This window comes from Dyella sp. BiH032 (assembly GCF_031954525.1).
In the GTDB taxonomy this organism is placed as follows: Bacteria; Pseudomonadota; Gammaproteobacteria; order Xanthomonadales; family Rhodanobacteraceae; genus Dyella_D.
Genome location: NZ_CP134867.1, coordinates 1006321 through 1022187, shown reverse-complemented (window position 1 = coordinate 1022187; position 15867 = coordinate 1006321). Strand labels below are relative to the sequence as shown.

16 protein-coding genes are annotated in these 15867 nt (G+C 67.8%); 10 read left to right on the top strand and 6 right to left on the bottom strand.

The window, feature by feature from the left end; translation table 11 throughout:
- Positions 1–43: 43 nt before the first annotated feature.
- The 4 genes from mlaE to RKE25_RS04490 form a co-directional block, all read right to left on the bottom strand.
- Positions 44–811, bottom strand: coding sequence for a lipid asymmetry maintenance ABC transporter permease subunit MlaE (gene mlaE / locus RKE25_RS04505; protein WP_311841068.1), 768 nt, complete (start codon positions 809–811; stop codon positions 44–46).
- Positions 808–1641 carry an ABC transporter ATP-binding protein gene (locus tag RKE25_RS04500; RefSeq protein WP_311841067.1) on the bottom strand — a complete coding sequence of 278 codons (834 nt, stop codon included), beginning with the start codon at positions 1639–1641 and terminating at the stop codon, positions 808–810. Before RKE25_RS04500 ends, mlaE begins: the two co-directional genes overlap by 4 nt.
- Positions 1642–1735: 94 nt before the next feature.
- On the bottom strand, positions 1736–2374 hold the full coding sequence (gmk, locus tag RKE25_RS04495; RefSeq protein ID WP_311841066.1) for a guanylate kinase: 639 nt from the start codon (positions 2372–2374) through the stop codon (positions 1736–1738).
- Positions 2371–3231, bottom strand: coding sequence for a YicC/YloC family endoribonuclease (locus RKE25_RS04490; RefSeq protein WP_311841065.1), 861 nt, complete (start codon positions 3229–3231; stop codon positions 2371–2373). The genes gmk and RKE25_RS04490 overlap by 4 nt, the downstream gene beginning before the upstream one ends.
- A gap of 89 nt (positions 3232–3320) precedes the next feature.
- On the opposite strand from RKE25_RS04490, the gene rph reads away from it, so the two are divergent.
- From rph to cydX, 10 genes are all read left to right on the top strand, one after another.
- Positions 3321–4052, top strand: a complete 732-nt coding sequence (gene rph / locus RKE25_RS04485) for a ribonuclease PH (RefSeq protein WP_311841064.1) — start codon at positions 3321–3323, stop codon at positions 4050–4052.
- A gap of 4 nt (positions 4053–4056) precedes the next feature.
- On the top strand, positions 4057–4563 hold the full coding sequence (locus tag RKE25_RS04480; RefSeq protein WP_311841063.1) for an N-acetyltransferase: 507 nt from the start codon (positions 4057–4059) through the stop codon (positions 4561–4563).
- 2 nt (positions 4564–4565) lie between these two features.
- Entirely contained in the window at positions 4566–5174 is a 609-nt protein-coding gene (rdgB, locus tag RKE25_RS04475; RefSeq protein WP_311841062.1) for an RdgB/HAM1 family non-canonical purine NTP pyrophosphatase, read from the top strand.
- 2 nt (positions 5175–5176) lie between these two features.
- Positions 5177–6343 carry a radical SAM family heme chaperone HemW gene (hemW, locus tag RKE25_RS04470; protein WP_311841061.1) on the top strand — a complete coding sequence of 389 codons (1167 nt, stop codon included), beginning with the start codon at positions 5177–5179 and terminating at the stop codon, positions 6341–6343.
- Positions 6344–6452: 109 nt separating this feature from the next.
- Entirely contained in the window at positions 6453–8669 is a 2217-nt protein-coding gene (locus RKE25_RS04465) for a DUF1631 family protein (protein WP_311841060.1), read from the top strand.
- Complete coding sequence (locus RKE25_RS04460) at positions 8666–9028, top strand: PilZ domain-containing protein (protein ID WP_311841059.1); 363 nt, start codon at positions 8666–8668, stop codon at positions 9026–9028. Before RKE25_RS04465 ends, RKE25_RS04460 begins: the two co-directional genes overlap by 4 nt.
- 125 nt (positions 9029–9153) lie before the next feature.
- Positions 9154–10476, top strand: a complete 1323-nt coding sequence (gene pepQ, locus RKE25_RS04455) for a Xaa-Pro dipeptidase (RefSeq protein WP_311841058.1) — start codon at positions 9154–9156, stop codon at positions 10474–10476.
- A 405-nt stretch (positions 10477–10881) separates the two neighbouring features.
- Positions 10882–12459, top strand: coding sequence for a cytochrome ubiquinol oxidase subunit I (locus RKE25_RS04450; protein ID WP_311841057.1), 1578 nt, complete (start codon positions 10882–10884; stop codon positions 12457–12459).
- A gap of 11 nt (positions 12460–12470) precedes the next feature.
- Positions 12471–13601 (top strand): cytochrome d ubiquinol oxidase subunit II, encoded by a 1131-nt coding sequence (gene cydB / locus RKE25_RS04445; RefSeq protein ID WP_311841056.1) that lies wholly within the window; start codon positions 12471–12473, stop codon positions 13599–13601.
- 33 nt (positions 13602–13634) lie between these two features.
- On the top strand, positions 13635–13766 hold the full coding sequence (cydX, locus tag RKE25_RS04440) for a cytochrome bd-I oxidase subunit CydX (RefSeq protein ID WP_311841055.1): 132 nt from the start codon (positions 13635–13637) through the stop codon (positions 13764–13766).
- Positions 13767–13910: 144 nt separating this feature from the next.
- On the opposite strand, the gene RKE25_RS04435 is transcribed toward cydX, so the two are convergent.
- Together RKE25_RS04435 and RKE25_RS04430 are read right to left on the bottom strand one after the other, a co-directional pair.
- Positions 13911–15263, bottom strand: coding sequence for an aminopeptidase P N-terminal domain-containing protein (locus RKE25_RS04435; RefSeq protein ID WP_311841054.1), 1353 nt, complete (start codon positions 15261–15263; stop codon positions 13911–13913).
- Positions 15218–15784 (bottom strand): UPF0149 family protein, encoded by a 567-nt coding sequence (locus RKE25_RS04430; protein WP_311841053.1) that lies wholly within the window; start codon positions 15782–15784, stop codon positions 15218–15220. Before RKE25_RS04430 ends, RKE25_RS04435 begins: the two co-directional genes overlap by 46 nt.
- Positions 15785–15867 lie beyond the last annotated feature (83 nt).

Genomic DNA, 15867 nt, shown 5'->3' with positions numbered 1-15867 from the left:
ACGATCCTCGATGGCAGGTGGATGAGTACGGTCGTCATGGGGCTCACATCAGGAAGGCGGTGAGCACGAAGTCGAGCGCCAGGATGGCGATCGACGAAGCCACCACCGTACGCGTGGTGGCATAGGCCACACCCTCGCTGGTGGGCGGCGTGGTGTAGCCCTGGAACACGGCGATCAAGGAGACCACGGCGCCGAACACCGCGCTCTTCCACAGCACGCCGTTGACCACGTCCTTGCCCACCTCGACGGTGGCCGTCATGTTGGACCAGAACGTGCCGTTGTCGATGCCCAGCCAGGTCACCCCGACCAGATGGCCGCCGAAAATGCCCAGCGCGCAGAACACGCAGGTCAGGATGGGCATGGCGATGACGCCGGCCAGGAAGCGCGGCACCGCGACATAGGCAATGGGATCGACCGCCATCATCTCCATCGCAGCGATCTGGTCGGTGGCGCGCATCAGGCCGATCTCCGCGGTCACCGAGGTGCCGGCGCGGCCGGCGAACAGCAGTGCCGTCACCACCGGGCCGAGCTCGCGGTAGATGGCGATGGCCACCACCGTGCCGGTGGCCGAGGTGCCACCGAAGATCGACAGCACGTCGTACAGCTGCAGCCCCAGCACCATGCCGACGAACAGGCCGCAGACCATGATGATGATCAGGCTCATCGCGCCGACGAACCACAGCTGCCGCACCGTCTCGCGCAGGTGACGCATGCTGCGCGGCACGGCGGCCAGAATCTGCAGCAGGAACAGCCCGCAGTCGCCGATCTGCGCCAGCGAGCGGGTCACGATGTTGTCGCGCATGGCGCTCATGCGCCCCCCTTGAAGCCGAGCGAGGCGGCATAGTCGCCGGCCGGGTATTGGAACGGCACCGGGCCATCGGCTTCGCCGCCGAAGAACTGCCGCGTCCAGGGCGAGCCGTCGCCGGCGATGAGCTTGGGATCGCCGTGCGCAACCACCTTGCCGTTGGCGATCAGATAAACGTGGTCCGCCACCTGCTGCACAGCCGCCAGCTCGTGCGCCACCAGCACACTGGTGATGCCCAATGTCTCGTTGAGCGTACGGATCAGCTTCAGCACCTGGTTCAGCGCAATCGGATCCAGGCCGACGAAAGGCTCGTCGTACAGGATCAGCATGGGATCGAACACGATCGCCCGCGCCAGCGCGACGCGCCGCGCCATGCCGCCGGACAGCTCGCTGGGCATCAGCCGCGCGGCTCCGCGCAGGCCCACGGCCTGCAGCTTGGTGAGCACGATGTTGCGGATCAGCACTTCCGGCAGCGCGGTGTGCTGGCGCAGCGGGAACGCCACGTTCTCGAACACGTCGAAATCGGTGAGCAGCGCCGAGTTCTGGAACAAGTAGCCGATGCGCTCGCGCAGCTCGAACAGCTGCTCCCGATTGAGTCCGGATACATTCCGGCCATCCACCCAGACCTCGCCGGCCTGGCCGCGCATCTGCCCGGTGATGTGCTTGAGCAGGGTGGTCTTGCCCGTGCCGCTGGGCCCCATGATGGCCGTGACCTTGCCGCGCGGGATGTCCAGATCCAGGGCGTCGAAGATGGTCTTGCCATTGAGCACCGTGGTCAGGCCACGGACGCGCACGATGGCGCTGTCGTCTGGCTTGGCGCGAACGGAGTCGGTCATGGGCGAAGCTGCCGGGGGAAAGGCGCCCAAATTAGCCGAAGACGGCCATGAAGGCTATGCGATCCGCCGCCGGCCCCAAGCCGCCCGTTAACCCTCAGGCCAGCAATTCGGCGATCAGCGTCTCGTGCCGGCGCCACTGCAGCTGGCTGCGCTGCCGCACCGCCCGGACGATCGACTGCAGGTCACCCAGGGCATCGTCGAAACGGTCGTTGACGATGATGTAGTCGAACTCGTGCGCGTGGGCGATCTCCTCGCGCGAGTTGTGCAAGCGCCGCTCGATCACTTCCGCGCTGTCCGAACCGCGGCCGCGCAGCCGGCGCTCCAGTTCCACCCGGGACGGCGGCAGGATGAACACCGTGACGCAATCGGGCTTGCTCTTGCGGATCTGCCGCGCCCCCTGCCAATCGATCTCCAGCAACACGTCGCGCCCCTGGCACAGCAGATCCGACACGGTCTTGCGCGAAGTGCCATAAAGATTGCCGTGCACTTCCGCGTGTTCGAGGAAGATGCCTTCCGCGATCTCCTGCTCGAACTCCGCGCGCTCCACGAAGTAGTAGTGACGCCCGTACTGCTCGCCGGGCCGCGGCGGCCGCGTGGTATGCGAGATGGAGAGCGAGATCGCCGGCTCACGCTCGAGCAGCGCGTTGACCAGGGTGGATTTGCCGGCGCCGGACGGCGCAGCCACCACGAACAGCGTGCCTTCCAGCGGAGCGGCGGTGTCGGCGGTACTCATTCGATGTTCTGCACCTGTTCGCGCATCTGCTCGATCAGCACTTTCAGCTCCACCGCCGCGTTGGTACTGCGCGCATCCACCGACTTGGAGCCGAGCGTGTTGGCTTCGCGGTTGAATTCCTGCATGAGGAAATCCAGGCGGCGCCCCACCGGCTCCTTGAGGCCCAGCACGCGGCGCGCTTCGGCGATGTGCGTGGTCAGGCGGTCGAGTTCTTCGTCCACGTCCACGCGGGTGAGCTGCAGCACCAGCTCCTGCTCCAGACGGCCAGGGTCGGCCGGCTGCTTCAGGTCGGCCAGCCGCTGCTCCAGGCGCGCGCGCAGGCCTTCGCGGATCTGAGGCATCCAGCCGCGCACGTCGGCGATGATGCGCTCGATACCGTCCAGCCGTTCCTGCAGGATCTGCCCCAGCTTGGCGCCTTCGCGTTCGCGCGTCGCCGTCAATGCGTCCAGCGCCTCGTCGAGCACGCCGAACAGCGCTGCCTGCAGTTCGTCCTGGTCGACTTCCGCCTGCTGCACTACGCCCGGGAAACGCAGCAGCTCGGTGAACTCGATGCTCATGCGCGGGAAACGCGATTCCAGGTCCATGGCCAGCTCGGACAACCGGCCCAGCACCGTGTGATTCACCTGGAGCGCATCGCCCCGCGCCTCACTGCGCAGGCGCACAGCCAGGTCCACCTTGCCGCGCGACAGGCGTGCGGCGATGCGTTCGCGCAAGGCGCTTTCGAACACGCGCAGGTCGTCTGGCAGGCGCGGGCTGAGCTCCAGGTAGCGGTGATTGACCGTGCGCAGCTCGCAGCTGAGCGTCCCGACCGGGCCCTGGGTCTCGGCGAAAGCGTAGGCAGTCATGCTGCGGATCATGGGAAACCTTCGTGCGCCACGGGCGGCCGGAAAGGGCGCAATGGTAAACTCTCCCGCCCTGCCTTGCCCAATTCAGGCCACCACTCCTCATGAATGCCGTCAGCCGTCCCAGCGGCCGCGCCAGCGACCAGCTGCGCCCCGTCACCATCGAGCGCCACTACACACGCCACGCGGAAGGTTCCGTGCTGGTCAGCTTCGGCGATACCCGCGTGCTGTGCACCGCCAGCATCGAGGACCGCGTGCCGCCGTGGCTGCGCGGCAAGGGCGAAGGCTGGGTGACAGCCGAGTACGGCATGCTGCCCCGCGCCACCTCGACCCGCACCCAGCGCGAGGCCGCACGCGGCGGCCAGGGCGGGCGCACCATGGAAATCCAGCGCCTGATCGGTCGCAGCCTGCGCGCCTGCGTTGATCGCCAGGCCCTGGGCGAGCGCGTGATCACGCTTGACTGCGACGTGATTCAGGCGGACGGCGGCACGCGTACCGCTGCCATCACGGGCGCGTACGTAGCGCTGGTGGATGCCGTGAACGTGCTGATGAAGCGCGAGAACCTGCGCCGTAATCCGATCCTCGGCGCCGTGGCCGCGGTGTCCGTGGGCATCTACCAGGGTTTGCCGGTGCTGGATCTGGATTACCTCGAGGATTCCAGCTGCGATACCGACATGAACGTGGTCATGAACGATGGCGGCGGCTTCATCGAAGTCCAGGGCACGGCCGAGGGCCACGCCTTCCGCCGCGACGAGATGGACACGTTGCTGATGCTGGCCGAGAACGGCATCGCCCAGCTTGTCGCCGCCCAGCGCGCCGCGCTCGAGCAGGGCTGAATCCATGCTCGTCCGCCAGCCGCTGCCGCAGGATGCAGAAGCCGTCCTGGCCGTTCATCGCGCCGCCTTCGGGCGGGAAGGCGAGGCACGGCTGGTGGCTGCGCTACGCGCTGCCGGACGCGCCGCGTTCGAACGGCTGGCGGAGCGCGACGGCGGCGTGGCCGGGCACGTGCTCTTTTCCCCGCTGCGCATCGCCCAGGGCGATGACGGACTGGCGCTCGGCCTCGCGCCCATGGCCGTGGCACCCGCGTGGCAGCGCCAGGGCGTCGGTACTGTGCTGCTGGAGGGTTCGCTCCGTGAACTCACAGTGACGCCGTATCGCGCGGTCGCCGTACTCGGCGACCCTGCGTTCTATGGCCGCTTCGGCTTCCGTCCCGCGGCCAGCGCCGGCCTGCACGACACCTACGGTGGCGGCGACGCCTTCATGATCCTGGCCCTGCGCGACGGCGGCCTCGACGGTTATCGCGGCCAGATCGATTACGCACCCGAGTTCGCCTCACTCTCCGACTGACCATGACCCGCATCGTTCTCGCCAGCAGCAACCGCGGCAAGCTTGCCGAATTCAACGACCTGTTCGCCGATATCGATCTGGAGGCCGTCACCCAGGGCAGCCTCGGTGTCGCCGATGCGGAAGAGACCGGCCTCACCTTCGTGGAAAACGCACTGCTGAAGGCGCGTAACGCTGCCGCGGCCACCGGGCTACCGGCACTCGGCGACGACTCCGGCCTGTGCGTGGACTACCTGAGGGGCGCACCCGGCCTGTACTCCGCGCGCTACGCCGGCGAACACGGTGACGTGCCGGCGAACAACGCCAAGCTGCTGCGCGAACTGGAAGGCGTACCCGAAACCCGACGCGGCGCGTTCTTCATCTGCGTGCTCGCCTTGGTACGCCACGCGGACGATCCGGCGCCGTTGATCGCCGAAGGGCGCTGGCACGGTCGCGTGCTGACCGCACCTCGGGGCGAACGCGGTTTCGGCTACGACCCGCTGTTCCTTCCGCATGGCCACGAATCGAGCGCGGCCGAGCTGGAGCCGGCGGTGAAGAACCGCCTGAGCCATCGCGGCCAGGCATTGGCGGCATTGCGCACCCGCCTCGCCGAATGGCATCGGGACCGTACCTGAGCATGGCTTTGAATGCGCCGCCGCTGTCGCTGTATGTGCACATGCCATGGTGCGTGAAGAAATGCCCGTACTGCGATTTCAACTCGCATGGGGTGCGGGGTGAAGCGCCGCCGTACGAGCGTTACGTCGAACTGCTGCTGGCCGATCTGGACGCTGACCTCGTCGACTTCGCCCAGGCGCTGGATGCACGCCCGGTGCGCAGCGTCTTCTTCGGCGGCGGGACCCCGAGCTTGTTCGCGCCGGACCTGATCGCACGCTTTCTGGATGGCGCTCGCACGCGCCTTCCGTTCGCCGATGGCGCGGAAATCACCCTGGAAACCAATCCCGGCACGGTCGAGCACGGCCGTTTCGACGGCTATCTCGGCGCAGGCGTCAACCGCCTGTCCTTCGGCATCCAGAGCTTCGACGACGACAAACTGCGCCGGCTCGGCCGCATCCACTCCGCCGCGGAAGCGGAAGCGGCGGTGAAATCTGCGCAGGATGCCGGCTACGACAACATCAATCTGGACCTGATGTATGCCCTGCCAGAGCAGACGCTGGACGGGGCGCTCGCGGACGTGACGCGTGCGGCAGCCCTGGGGCCGACACATATCTCGCATTACCAGCTCACGCTGGAACCGAATACCGCATTCGCCGCCAATCCGCCGCCTCTGCCGGACGACGACCACGCCTGGGCCATGCAGGAAGCCTGCGAACAGGCGCTGGCGGCCGCCGGCTACGGACAGTACGAGGTGTCGGCCTATGCCCGCCCGGACCGGCGCTGCGTCCACAATCTGAATTACTGGCAGTTCGGGGATTACCTGGGTATCGGCGCGGGTGCGCACGGCAAGCTCAGCGATGCCGAAAGCGGTACCGTCCGCCGGCGCTGGAAGACCCGGCATCCGCGCGCCTGGATGGACGCCGCGGGTGGCCCCGCCCGCATCGGCGGCGACAACGCGGTGGAACCGGCCGAATTACCTTTCGAGTACATGCTCAATGCGTTGCGCCTGATCGACGGCACCCCTATGGCCGAGTTCGAGGCACGCACCGGCCTGGCGGTCGAACGGATCGCCCCTGCCCTCACCCGCTGCCGCCAGCGCGGCTGGCTGGTGGAAGACCCGGCCTGGCTGCGCACCACGCCGCTGGGCCAGCGTTTCCTCAATGACGTGATCGCCGCCTTCCTCGACTGATCCGATGGCTCGACCTGGCGGTTCGGCCTGCACCTTCGGCCGATGGCGCCCGCTCGCGCACCGGGCCTAGACTGGCCCCAACACAGGGGGAAAACCGGCGGAACGTGCCATGGATGTCGAACAGGGTCGACGTCAACCGTCCGCGCCTGGCTTGGGCGAGCAGTCCCATGTCCAAGGCGCCTGGAGCCCGCGCGCGCGGCGCCTGATCGAGGAAGCGCACGCGCTGTGCGACAGCTGGCTGGAAGCCCCCCTGCGGGCCTGCCTGCTGGACGCCGAACACAAGCTTCTCGCGCAGGCCGAACAGGCCCGCAACCATCTCGATCAGCAGCTTTTCATGAGCGTGCGGCAGCGGCTGCAGAGCCAGCGCGAAACGCTGGAGCGGCGCGTCCTGGCCGAAGTGGCCGTGCGCTTCGAGCGCATCGGCTCCATGGCCGGCGGCACCGGTTCGGCCACCCTTTCACTGCTGGAGGAGGGCGAGCACGACGAGCGCATCGCCCTGGAACAGTCGGGTACGCGCAGCGAGGCCCGTCACGCCCCACTCCTGTTCGAGCTCTCCTACCGTTTCGGCGCGCTGACCAGCCTGCCTCCCATGGAGGGCGAAGCGCTGCCGCTGGGCGCCCAGGCGCTGGCCCATGCCTTCCTCGATGCCCTGCGCGACTGGGAATTGCCGAGCCGGCATCGCCTGCTCCTGCTGGATTGCTTCGAGCACATGGTGGTCCGCCATCTGGCGCCGCTCTATGAAACGGTCAACCAGCACCTGGCCGGCGAAGGCATCCTGCCGTATCTGCACGCCTATCGCGTCGCCCGCCCTGGGGACGACCGCCGCCTGCGCGTGCCGACCGCGGCGACCCCGGGCGTCCTGCCCCCCACGCAGGGGGCCTCCTCCACGTCGGGCGGCTCGGACGACAGCGTGCTCGGCATGCTGCGCGAACTGGTGGCTTTGCAACGCAGGACAGCGGCGAAGCCCGGCCCCATGGCGGGCCTGGTGCTGGGCGACGAACAACTCCAGCAGGTCCTGGCGGCACTGCACGAGCCGCTTACCCGGGCGGCGCAGCGCCTGGTCGCGGAGGGTCAGGCACTGCGCCTGCGCGAGCAGTTGCTGGCCTTGCTCAATGCCAACAGCCAGGCGTCCGCTTCGCCAGTGGCGCTCAGCGCCGGGCAGGACGAGATGGTGCAGCTCGTCGCGCTGCTGTTCGAACAGATGGCCGGCGCCGTGCAGCGCGACAGCCATGCCCAGCGCCTGCTGGGCGACTGGGAAATCCCCCTGCTGCGGATGGCCCTGGCCGACCAGGGGCTCTTCGAGCAGCGCGAGCATCCCGCGCGTCGCCTTCTGGCCGCCATGACGGAGGCCGCCAGCGATTGGCTGGACGGCGGCGGGCACGATGCCGACCCCGCCCTCGCCGAGAAGCTCTCGCAGCTCGCCGAGTATGCGCAGCGCGAACCACCCAGCGCCGCGCTGTACGCTCATCTGCTGGCGGACATCGAACATCACCTCGCCCTGCTTTCGCGCAAGGCCCAGGCCGCCGAAAAGCGCCAGGTCGAGGCCATGCAGGGCCGCGAACGCCTGGAGCATGCCCGCCGGCGTGCCGCCGAACTCATGGCCGAGCGCTTCCAGCAAGCGCCGCCGCGCGGCCTGGTGCGAACGCTGCTCGAGCGCGCCTGGTCGGACGTGCTGGCATTGACCCTGCTGCGCAACGGCGAAGACAGCGAAACGTTCGCCACGCGCCTGCGGATCACCGACCAGTTGCTGGGCCTGGTGGCTATCGACGATCGCGCCGCGGTGCAATCGGAAGTCCAGACCGGGCTGCAGCAGATCGGCATGCAGGAGGAAGAAGCCAGCCAGGTCGCGCAGCGCCTTCTCGGCACGGTGGACGCCACGGCTGCGCCGGAAGAACCGCTTTCGACAACCGGCATGGCCTTGCGGCTGAAACAGCACCGGCGCCTGGGCGAAAGCCAAGCCACCGAGACGCCGCCATCATTGGCGCCAGCCAGTACCGAAGAGGCACTCGGCGAAGAGGAGCGGCGCGCTCACGCTCGCCTGCTCAGTTTGCCCTTCGGCACCTGGTTCGACTTTCTCGATGAAGCCGGCAAGCCGGCAACCACCGAGAAACTCGCCTGGTATTCCACCGTGTCGGGCCGCTGCCTGTTCGTCACGCGTCGCGGCGCGCGCGGGCATGAGATGGCGCTGGAACAGCTCGCGCGGCACATCGCGCGCGGCCGCGTCCGCGAGGCGACCGGCGAGCGCGAGAACCTGTTCGACCGTGCGGTCCGCGCACTGCTGGAGAATATGCGGCCCGGCGCCACGCCGTCCGGAGAGCGCTCATGAACACGCCAGCTGGCTCCGTCGAACAGCGCCGCGCGCAGCGCAAGCGGGCGAACTACAGCGTGGTGGTCATGGACGTGATCAATGACCGTCCGCTCGGCCACCTGGGCAATCTTTCGGCCACGGGCCTGCTCCTGATCGGCCCCGTCCGGCCGCGCGGCGAAGCCATCTACCAGGTCAGTCTGAGCCTGCCCGGCCTGGCGGCCGCTCCGCTGGCCATCGAACTCGGCATCCAGGAGCAGTGGCACGACGATGCCGCGACGCCCGGCCAGATCTGGTCCGGCTTCCGCATCCTGTCCGTCAGCCCCGCGGACGCCGCCGTGCTGGAGGCATGGCTGGCGTTGCCCGGCGGCAAGGACTGAACCTCTTCTCGGTTGGCAGCGCGGACGTCGCCGCGCGATCATGGCGGTTCCCCGGCGCCGGCCAGCGGCGCGTCCATTGGTCCACGGCAGCAGCCGCGCGCGGCGGACCCAGCCAGGAAGCCCTCATGATCGACCGCCTGTCTTCGCTCTATCTCCATCATCTGGCCGTCGTGCGCGAACGCGCCGACCGGGCGCTCGCCGCGACGGAGCATGAGCATCTGGTGATTGCCGCCGGGTTGCCGCCACGCAAATTCCTCGACGACCAGGACTACCCCTTCGTCGCCAGTCCGCATTTCCGTCATTGGTTGCCGCTGACCGACGCCCCCGGCAGCTGGATCGTGCACACGCCGGGACAGCGGCCCCGCCTGGTTTTCCTGCAGCCGCGCGATTACTGGCACGTCGTGCCGGAAGCACCGCGTGGCTACTGGGTGGAACACTTCGACATCACGGTGGTGCGCACGGTGGAGGAAGCCGTCGCACAGCTTCCCGCGCCGTCGTCGCGGCCCGCGGTGATCGCGCCAACGCAGCCTGCGCTCGCCGGCGTCGAGCCGAACAACCCTCAGGACGTGCTCGACTACCTGCACTGGCACCGGTCCTACAAGACGCCTTATGAGCTGGCATGGATGCGCGAGGCGAGCCGCATCGGCGCGCGCGCGCACCGTGCTGCCGAGCAGGCCTTCCGCGCCGGGGCCAGCGAGCTGGGCATCCATCAGGCCTACCTGGCCGCCGCCGGCGTCATTGACGCGGAGCTGCCATACGCCAGCATCGTCGCCCTCAACCAGCACGGCGCGGTGCTGCACTACACGCATTTCGACCGGACCGCGCCGGACTACCATCGCTCCTTCCTGATCGACGCGGGCGCGAACGCGACCGGCTACGCCAGCGACATCACGCGCACGTACGCCGGGCACGGCGAAGACGAGTTCCAGTCGCTGGTCGACAGCGTCGAAGCCGCGCAACTGAGCTTCGCTGCCAAGGTGCGCGCCGGCCAGAGTTACCCGGAACTGCACATCCATGCCCATCACGTGCTCGCCGGCGTGCTGCGCGAGCATGGCTTCATCCGGATGGATGCCGAAAGCGCCGTCGAGACTGGCGTGACGGCCGCCTTTTTCCCGCATGGCCTCGGCCATCCGATCGGCCTGCAGGTGCATGACGTGGCGGGTTTCCAACGCGGCGAACGCGGCGGCAGCATCCCCCGCCCCGCCGGGCATCCGTACCTGCGCATGACGCGCAACCTGGAGCCCGGCATGGTGGTCACCATCGAACCCGGCCTCTACTTCATCGACATGCTGCTGGAGGAACTGCGCGGGCGTCCCGCAGGCAAGGACGTCGACTGGAACCGGGTGGAAGCCTTCAAGCCCTATGGCGGCATCCGCATCGAGGACGACGTGGTCTGCACCGACGCCGAGCCGGAGAACCTCACGCGCGACGCCTTCGCCCAGCTCTGACAAGGCCGCCGCGCGAACGCGCGCGGCGCAGAAGGCAAACGCCTTTTTCGCTGCCGGGCGGCGCCCCGGCACTAGCCATGCCGCGCCCCCTGCGGCAGGCTGACGCCTGCGACAAACCTGCACACACAACGGCGACAACGCGAGCGTATGCTGTGCCGGAACTTTGCATGGAGGGGTGCACATGCATGCCAACGTCGCCGGGCCGCCGGGGCGTACGCCACTGAGGCCGCTGGCCATCAAGCTGCTGGCGGTCGTCCTCGCCAAGTTCGCCCTGCTCACCCTGGCCTGGTGGCTTGCCGCGGCGAGCCACCCGCCTCCTGACACCCGACCTGCCGCCATGCAGCGGTTGCTCGCTCCTGCTCAAGACCCCGCTCCAGCCCATTCCTCTCCGCACGGAGGCTAGCCATGCTCGTCGACCCCGAGGTCGTCACGCTCTCGCGCCTGCAGTTCGCGCTGACGGCGCTCTACCACTTCCTGTTCGTTCCGCTGACGCTCGGCCTGGTGTGGATCCTCGCCATCATGGAGAGCGTCTACGTCATGACCCGGCGCGAGGTGTGGAAACGCATGACCCAGTTCTGGGGCGTGCTGTTCGGCATCAACTTCGCGATGGGCGTGGCCACCGGCATCACCATGGAGTTCCAGTTCGGCATGAACTGGGCGTACTACGCACACTACGTCGGCGATGTATTCGGCACGCCGCTGGCGATCGAAGGACTGATGGCGTTCTTCCTGGAAGGCACGCTGATCGGCGTGTTCTTCATGGGCTGGACGCGCATTTCGCCGGTGAAGCACCTGCTGGTGACTTGGTTCCTGGCGCTGGCCACCAGCCTCTCCGCGCTGTGGATCCTGGTGGCCAATGCCTGGATGCAGAACCCCGTAGGCTCGGCCTTCAATCCCGAAACCATGCGCATGGAAGTGACCTCGTTCGCCGAGGTGTTCTTCAATCCCGTGGCGCAGGCCAAGTTCGTGCATACGGTGAGCGCGGGCTATGTGCTCGGTGCCATGTTCGTACTCTCGATCAGCGCCTGGTACCTGTTGCGCGGGCGCAACGTGGATTTCGCCAAGCGCTCGATGACCGTGGCGGCCAGCTTCGGCCTGGCCGCCGCACTGTCCGTGGTGGTGCTCGGCGATGAATCGGGTTATGCGGTTTCCGAGAACCAGAAGATGAAGATGGCCGCCATCGAGGCCATGTGGGAGACCGAACCAGCCCCCGCTTCGTTCACCCTCTTCGGCATCCCCGACGTCGAGAACCGCACCACGCACTATGCGCTGCAGATACCGTGGGTCATGGGCCTGATCGGCACGCGGTCGATCGACAAGCCGATACCGGGCATCAACAACCTGGTCGAGGAGACCAAGGGCAAGATCGGCAACGGGCTCCAGGCCTATGACGCGATGCTGGTGCTGCGGGAGGATAAAAACAATGCGCAAGCCAGGGCGATCCTCGCCGCGCACGACAAGGACCTCGGCTACGCCCTGCTGCTGAAGCACCTCATCGAGGACCCGCGCAAGGCGACGCCGGCGGACGTCCAGAAGGCCGCCGAGAGCACCATTCCGAACGTGCCAGTGCTGTTCTGGTCGTTCCGCATCATGGTCGCCTGCGGCTTCTACTTCATCGCGCTGTTCGCCTATTCGTTCTGGCTGGCCAGCAAGCGCCGGCTGGACCGTAACCGCTGGTACCTGAAAGTGGCGCTGTGGAGCTTGCCGCTGCCGTGGGTGGCGGCGGAACTGGGCTGGATCGTCGCCGAGTACGGACGCCAGCCGTGGGCGATCGAAGGCATCCTGCCGACCTCGCTGGGCGTATCCAGCGTCAGCGCAGGGCAGGTGTGGACCTCGCTCGCCGGCTTCGTGCTGTTCTATACCGTGCTGGCCGTGATCGACGCGATGCTGATGGTGAAGTTCGCGCGCAAAGGGCCGGACGGCCTCGGCATCTGGCCGGCGGTCCAACGCGACCCGTCGCTGCGTCCCGCCCTTGAGGACTGAGGAGACAGGCCATGTTCGATTTCGACACTCTGCGCGTCATCTGGTGGGCCTTGCTCGGCATCCTGCTGGTCGGCTTCGCCGTCACCGATGGCTACGATTTCGGTACCGCCGCGCTGCTGCGTGTGCTGGGACGCGACTCCGACGAACGGCACGTATTGCTGGAAACCGTCGAACCGACCTGGGAAGGCAACCAGGTGTGGTTCATCCTGGGCGGCGGCGCGTCCTTCGCGGCGTGGCCGATGCTATATGCGATCTCCTTCTCGGGCATGTACCTGGCTATCGCGCTTGTGCTGCTGGCTTTCATCCTGCGGCCAGTGGGTTTCAACTTCCGCGGCAAGGTCGAGCATACGCGCTGGCAAGGCGCGTGGGACTGGGTACTGGTCGGCTCCGGCGTAGCCGTGCCGCTGCTGTCGGGCGTGGCCTTCGGCAATCTGTTCCTGGGCGTGCCGTTCAAGCTGGACGGCGACCTGCGGATGTCCTGGGAAGGCAGTTTCTTCGGCCTGCTGCATCCGTTCGCCCTGATAGCCGGCCTGGTCTCGCTGACCATGCTGCTCACCCACGGCGCCACCTGGGTGGCCTTCAAGGCGGACGAGACGATCGCCGCGCGGGCTGCCCGCGCCGCGCGCTGGACCTGCCTGGCCTGGGCCGTGCTGTACGTAGGCGCGGGCATCTGGCTGGGCTACGGCATACCGGGCTATGCGATCGCCAGCGAGCTGGCGCCTGGGGCGCCGTCCAATCCCCTGTTCAAGCAAGTGGCGGTCGGCAGCAGCTGGTTCGCGAGCTACATGCGCTATCCGGTGTTCTGGCTGGCGCCGGTGCTGGCCTTCGCCGGCGCACTGCTGGTGCAGTGGCGCGCCTCGAAGCAGGGCCTGGGCGGCTTCATCGGCAGCAGCCTGATGGTGGCGGGCACGATCCTCTCCGCGGGCTTCGCGCTATTTCCCTTCCTGCTGCCGTCGAGCCTCGACCCGCGCTCCAGCCTCACCGTATGGGATGCCTCGTCCAGTCGCAGCACGCTGCTGCTGATGCTCGGCGCCACGGTGGTGTTCCTCCCGCTGATCCTGCTGTACACCTCCTGGGTGTTCAAGGTGATGCGCGGGCGGGTGACCCTCGAACACGTGCGCGGCACGCACCGCAGTTATTGACCGCGCCCGACGCGGAACAAGGAGACCTGAGCCATGTGGTACTTCAGCTGGATTCTCGGCCTGGGCCTGGCCTGTGCCTTCGGCATCCTCAACGCGATGTGGTACGAGGTGCACGCGACGGACGAGGCGCATGGACGCAAGGACGTCCATCCGACCGAACCGTAAGACAGGAGCAGGAGGCGCCCTTTCCTCGCCTGGAAGGGCGCCTCATTCCCGCGCGCCCCAATCCCCACTTGCTGCGTTCAACCGGGCCAGCGCCGGCTCGGCCAGCCGCCAAAAGCGTTCTTCCAGATGGTCCGCGAGCGTCGCTCAGCGTTGCGCGAGCATGGCCTCGATGGCCTCGGCATCCTTCGGCACCGCAGCCGTCAACACATCGTTGCCGTCGCGGGTGACGGCGACGTCGTCCTCGATGCGGATGCCGATGCCACGCCAGCGCTCAGGCACCGAGCGTTCACCCGGCTGGACATAGATGCCGGGCTCCACCGTCACGACCATGCCCGGCTCCAGGATGCGAGGCTCGCCGTCAATGCGATAGTCGCCCACGTCGTGCACGTCCAAGCCGAGCCAGTGGCCGGTCTTGGCGGGAAAGAAGCGCTTGTAGCTGCCGTCGGCGATGGCGGCATCCGCATCGCCTGTCAGCAGGCCCAGCGAGCAGAGGCCTTCGGCGATCATGCGGACTGCCGCATCGTGGGCGGCGCTGAAGGGACGCCCGGGCCGGACTTCCTCGATGGCCGCCAGCTGCGCGGCAAGCACCACTTCGTACAGCGCACGCTGCTCGCGGCTGTAGCGGCCGTTCAACGGAAAACTGCGGCTGATGTCGGACGCGTAGCATTCCAGCTCGGCGCCTGCGTCGATCAGCAGCAGGTCGCCGTCGCGCAGCGGAGCGCGATTGGCCTGGTAATGCATCACGCAGGCATTCGTGCCCGAGGCCACGATGGGCGGAAAGGCCGGCACGGCACCGCGGCCGCGCATCGCCCGCACGAGTTCGGCTTCCACTTCGTATTCATATCGCCCGGCGCGCGCCATCTGCATCGCAGCCAGGTGCGCTTCCGCGGCAATGGCTGCCGAGGCGCGCATCAGGCGCAATTCCGCCTTGGACTTGTACAGGCGCAGGTCGTGCAACAGGTGGCCCAGCGCGACGAATTCCTTGGGCACCACGCCGCCGCCGCGCAATTGGCGCAGGCGGCGCATCCAGGCGAGCAGGCGGGCATCGAACTCTGGCTCGCGGCCGAAATGGCAATAGACCCGTGCGCGCCCCTCGATCATGCCGGGAAGGATGTCGTCGATATCGTCGATCGGGAACGCGTCATCCATGCCGTGCTCGGAAACGGCGCGTTCCGTACCGATGGACTCGCCGTGCCAGCGCTCGTGTTCGTCGTCGCGCTCGCGGCAGAACAGCACGACCTCGCCATGCCGACGGCCCGGCAACAACGCCAGCACGGCGTCCGGCTCGGGAAAACCGGAGAGATAATGCAGGTCCGAGTCCTGGCGATAGGGCCAGGCCGCATCCGCGTTACGGATGCGCTCGGGCGCGGCGGCGACGAGCAGCACCGCGTCCTCGCCGGCCATTTTCATCAGCTGGCGCCGACGGCGCGCGTATTCGTCGGGAGGAATGCTCAATGCACGGTTTCGCTGTTGGGCTTGTTGCGGCCACCCACGCATTCGGCATGCAGCAGCATGGCGGCTACGCGCACGAATTCGTGCAGCTCGATCAGTGCATCTTCATCGTCCCGGCTGTCGCCGAACTCGAAATCCGACGCGGCGATGGTGTTCAGGTCGCGCAGGATTTCCTGCGCCTCGTCGGAGAGCTTGCCGAACTTTTCCGGCCCGGCCAGCCCGAAGCCGCCGAGGAAGCCCCGGCACCAATCGCCCAGCGACTCGGCGCGCTCTTCCAGCGGCCTATCGTCGGCGGGGAGCAACGGCTCGAAGCCGAGTTCGGGATCGGCCAGTTCCTGTTCGCTCTGGCGCACCAGGCGCTCGAGCAGCGCCCGGTCGTCCGCCGAGGGGTTGACCTCCTCGCCATCCAGCTGCAGCACCGCCAGCAGGGCGTCCTTGCCGACCCTGCCGCCGCCGCTGAGATATCCGCATAGCGAACCATGCAGTTCGCTGGCGTCGACGGCCAGTTTCAGGCGCGCCGCGACGGCGTCCAGTTCCTCGTGACCGATCAGCTCGGCAGGCGCCATGGGCATACTCCTTCGGGGTCAATGCCGCAGTTTAATGCACGGTTCCGCAAAGCGCCGGGGACGCCTGCTGACAGGGCCGGGCC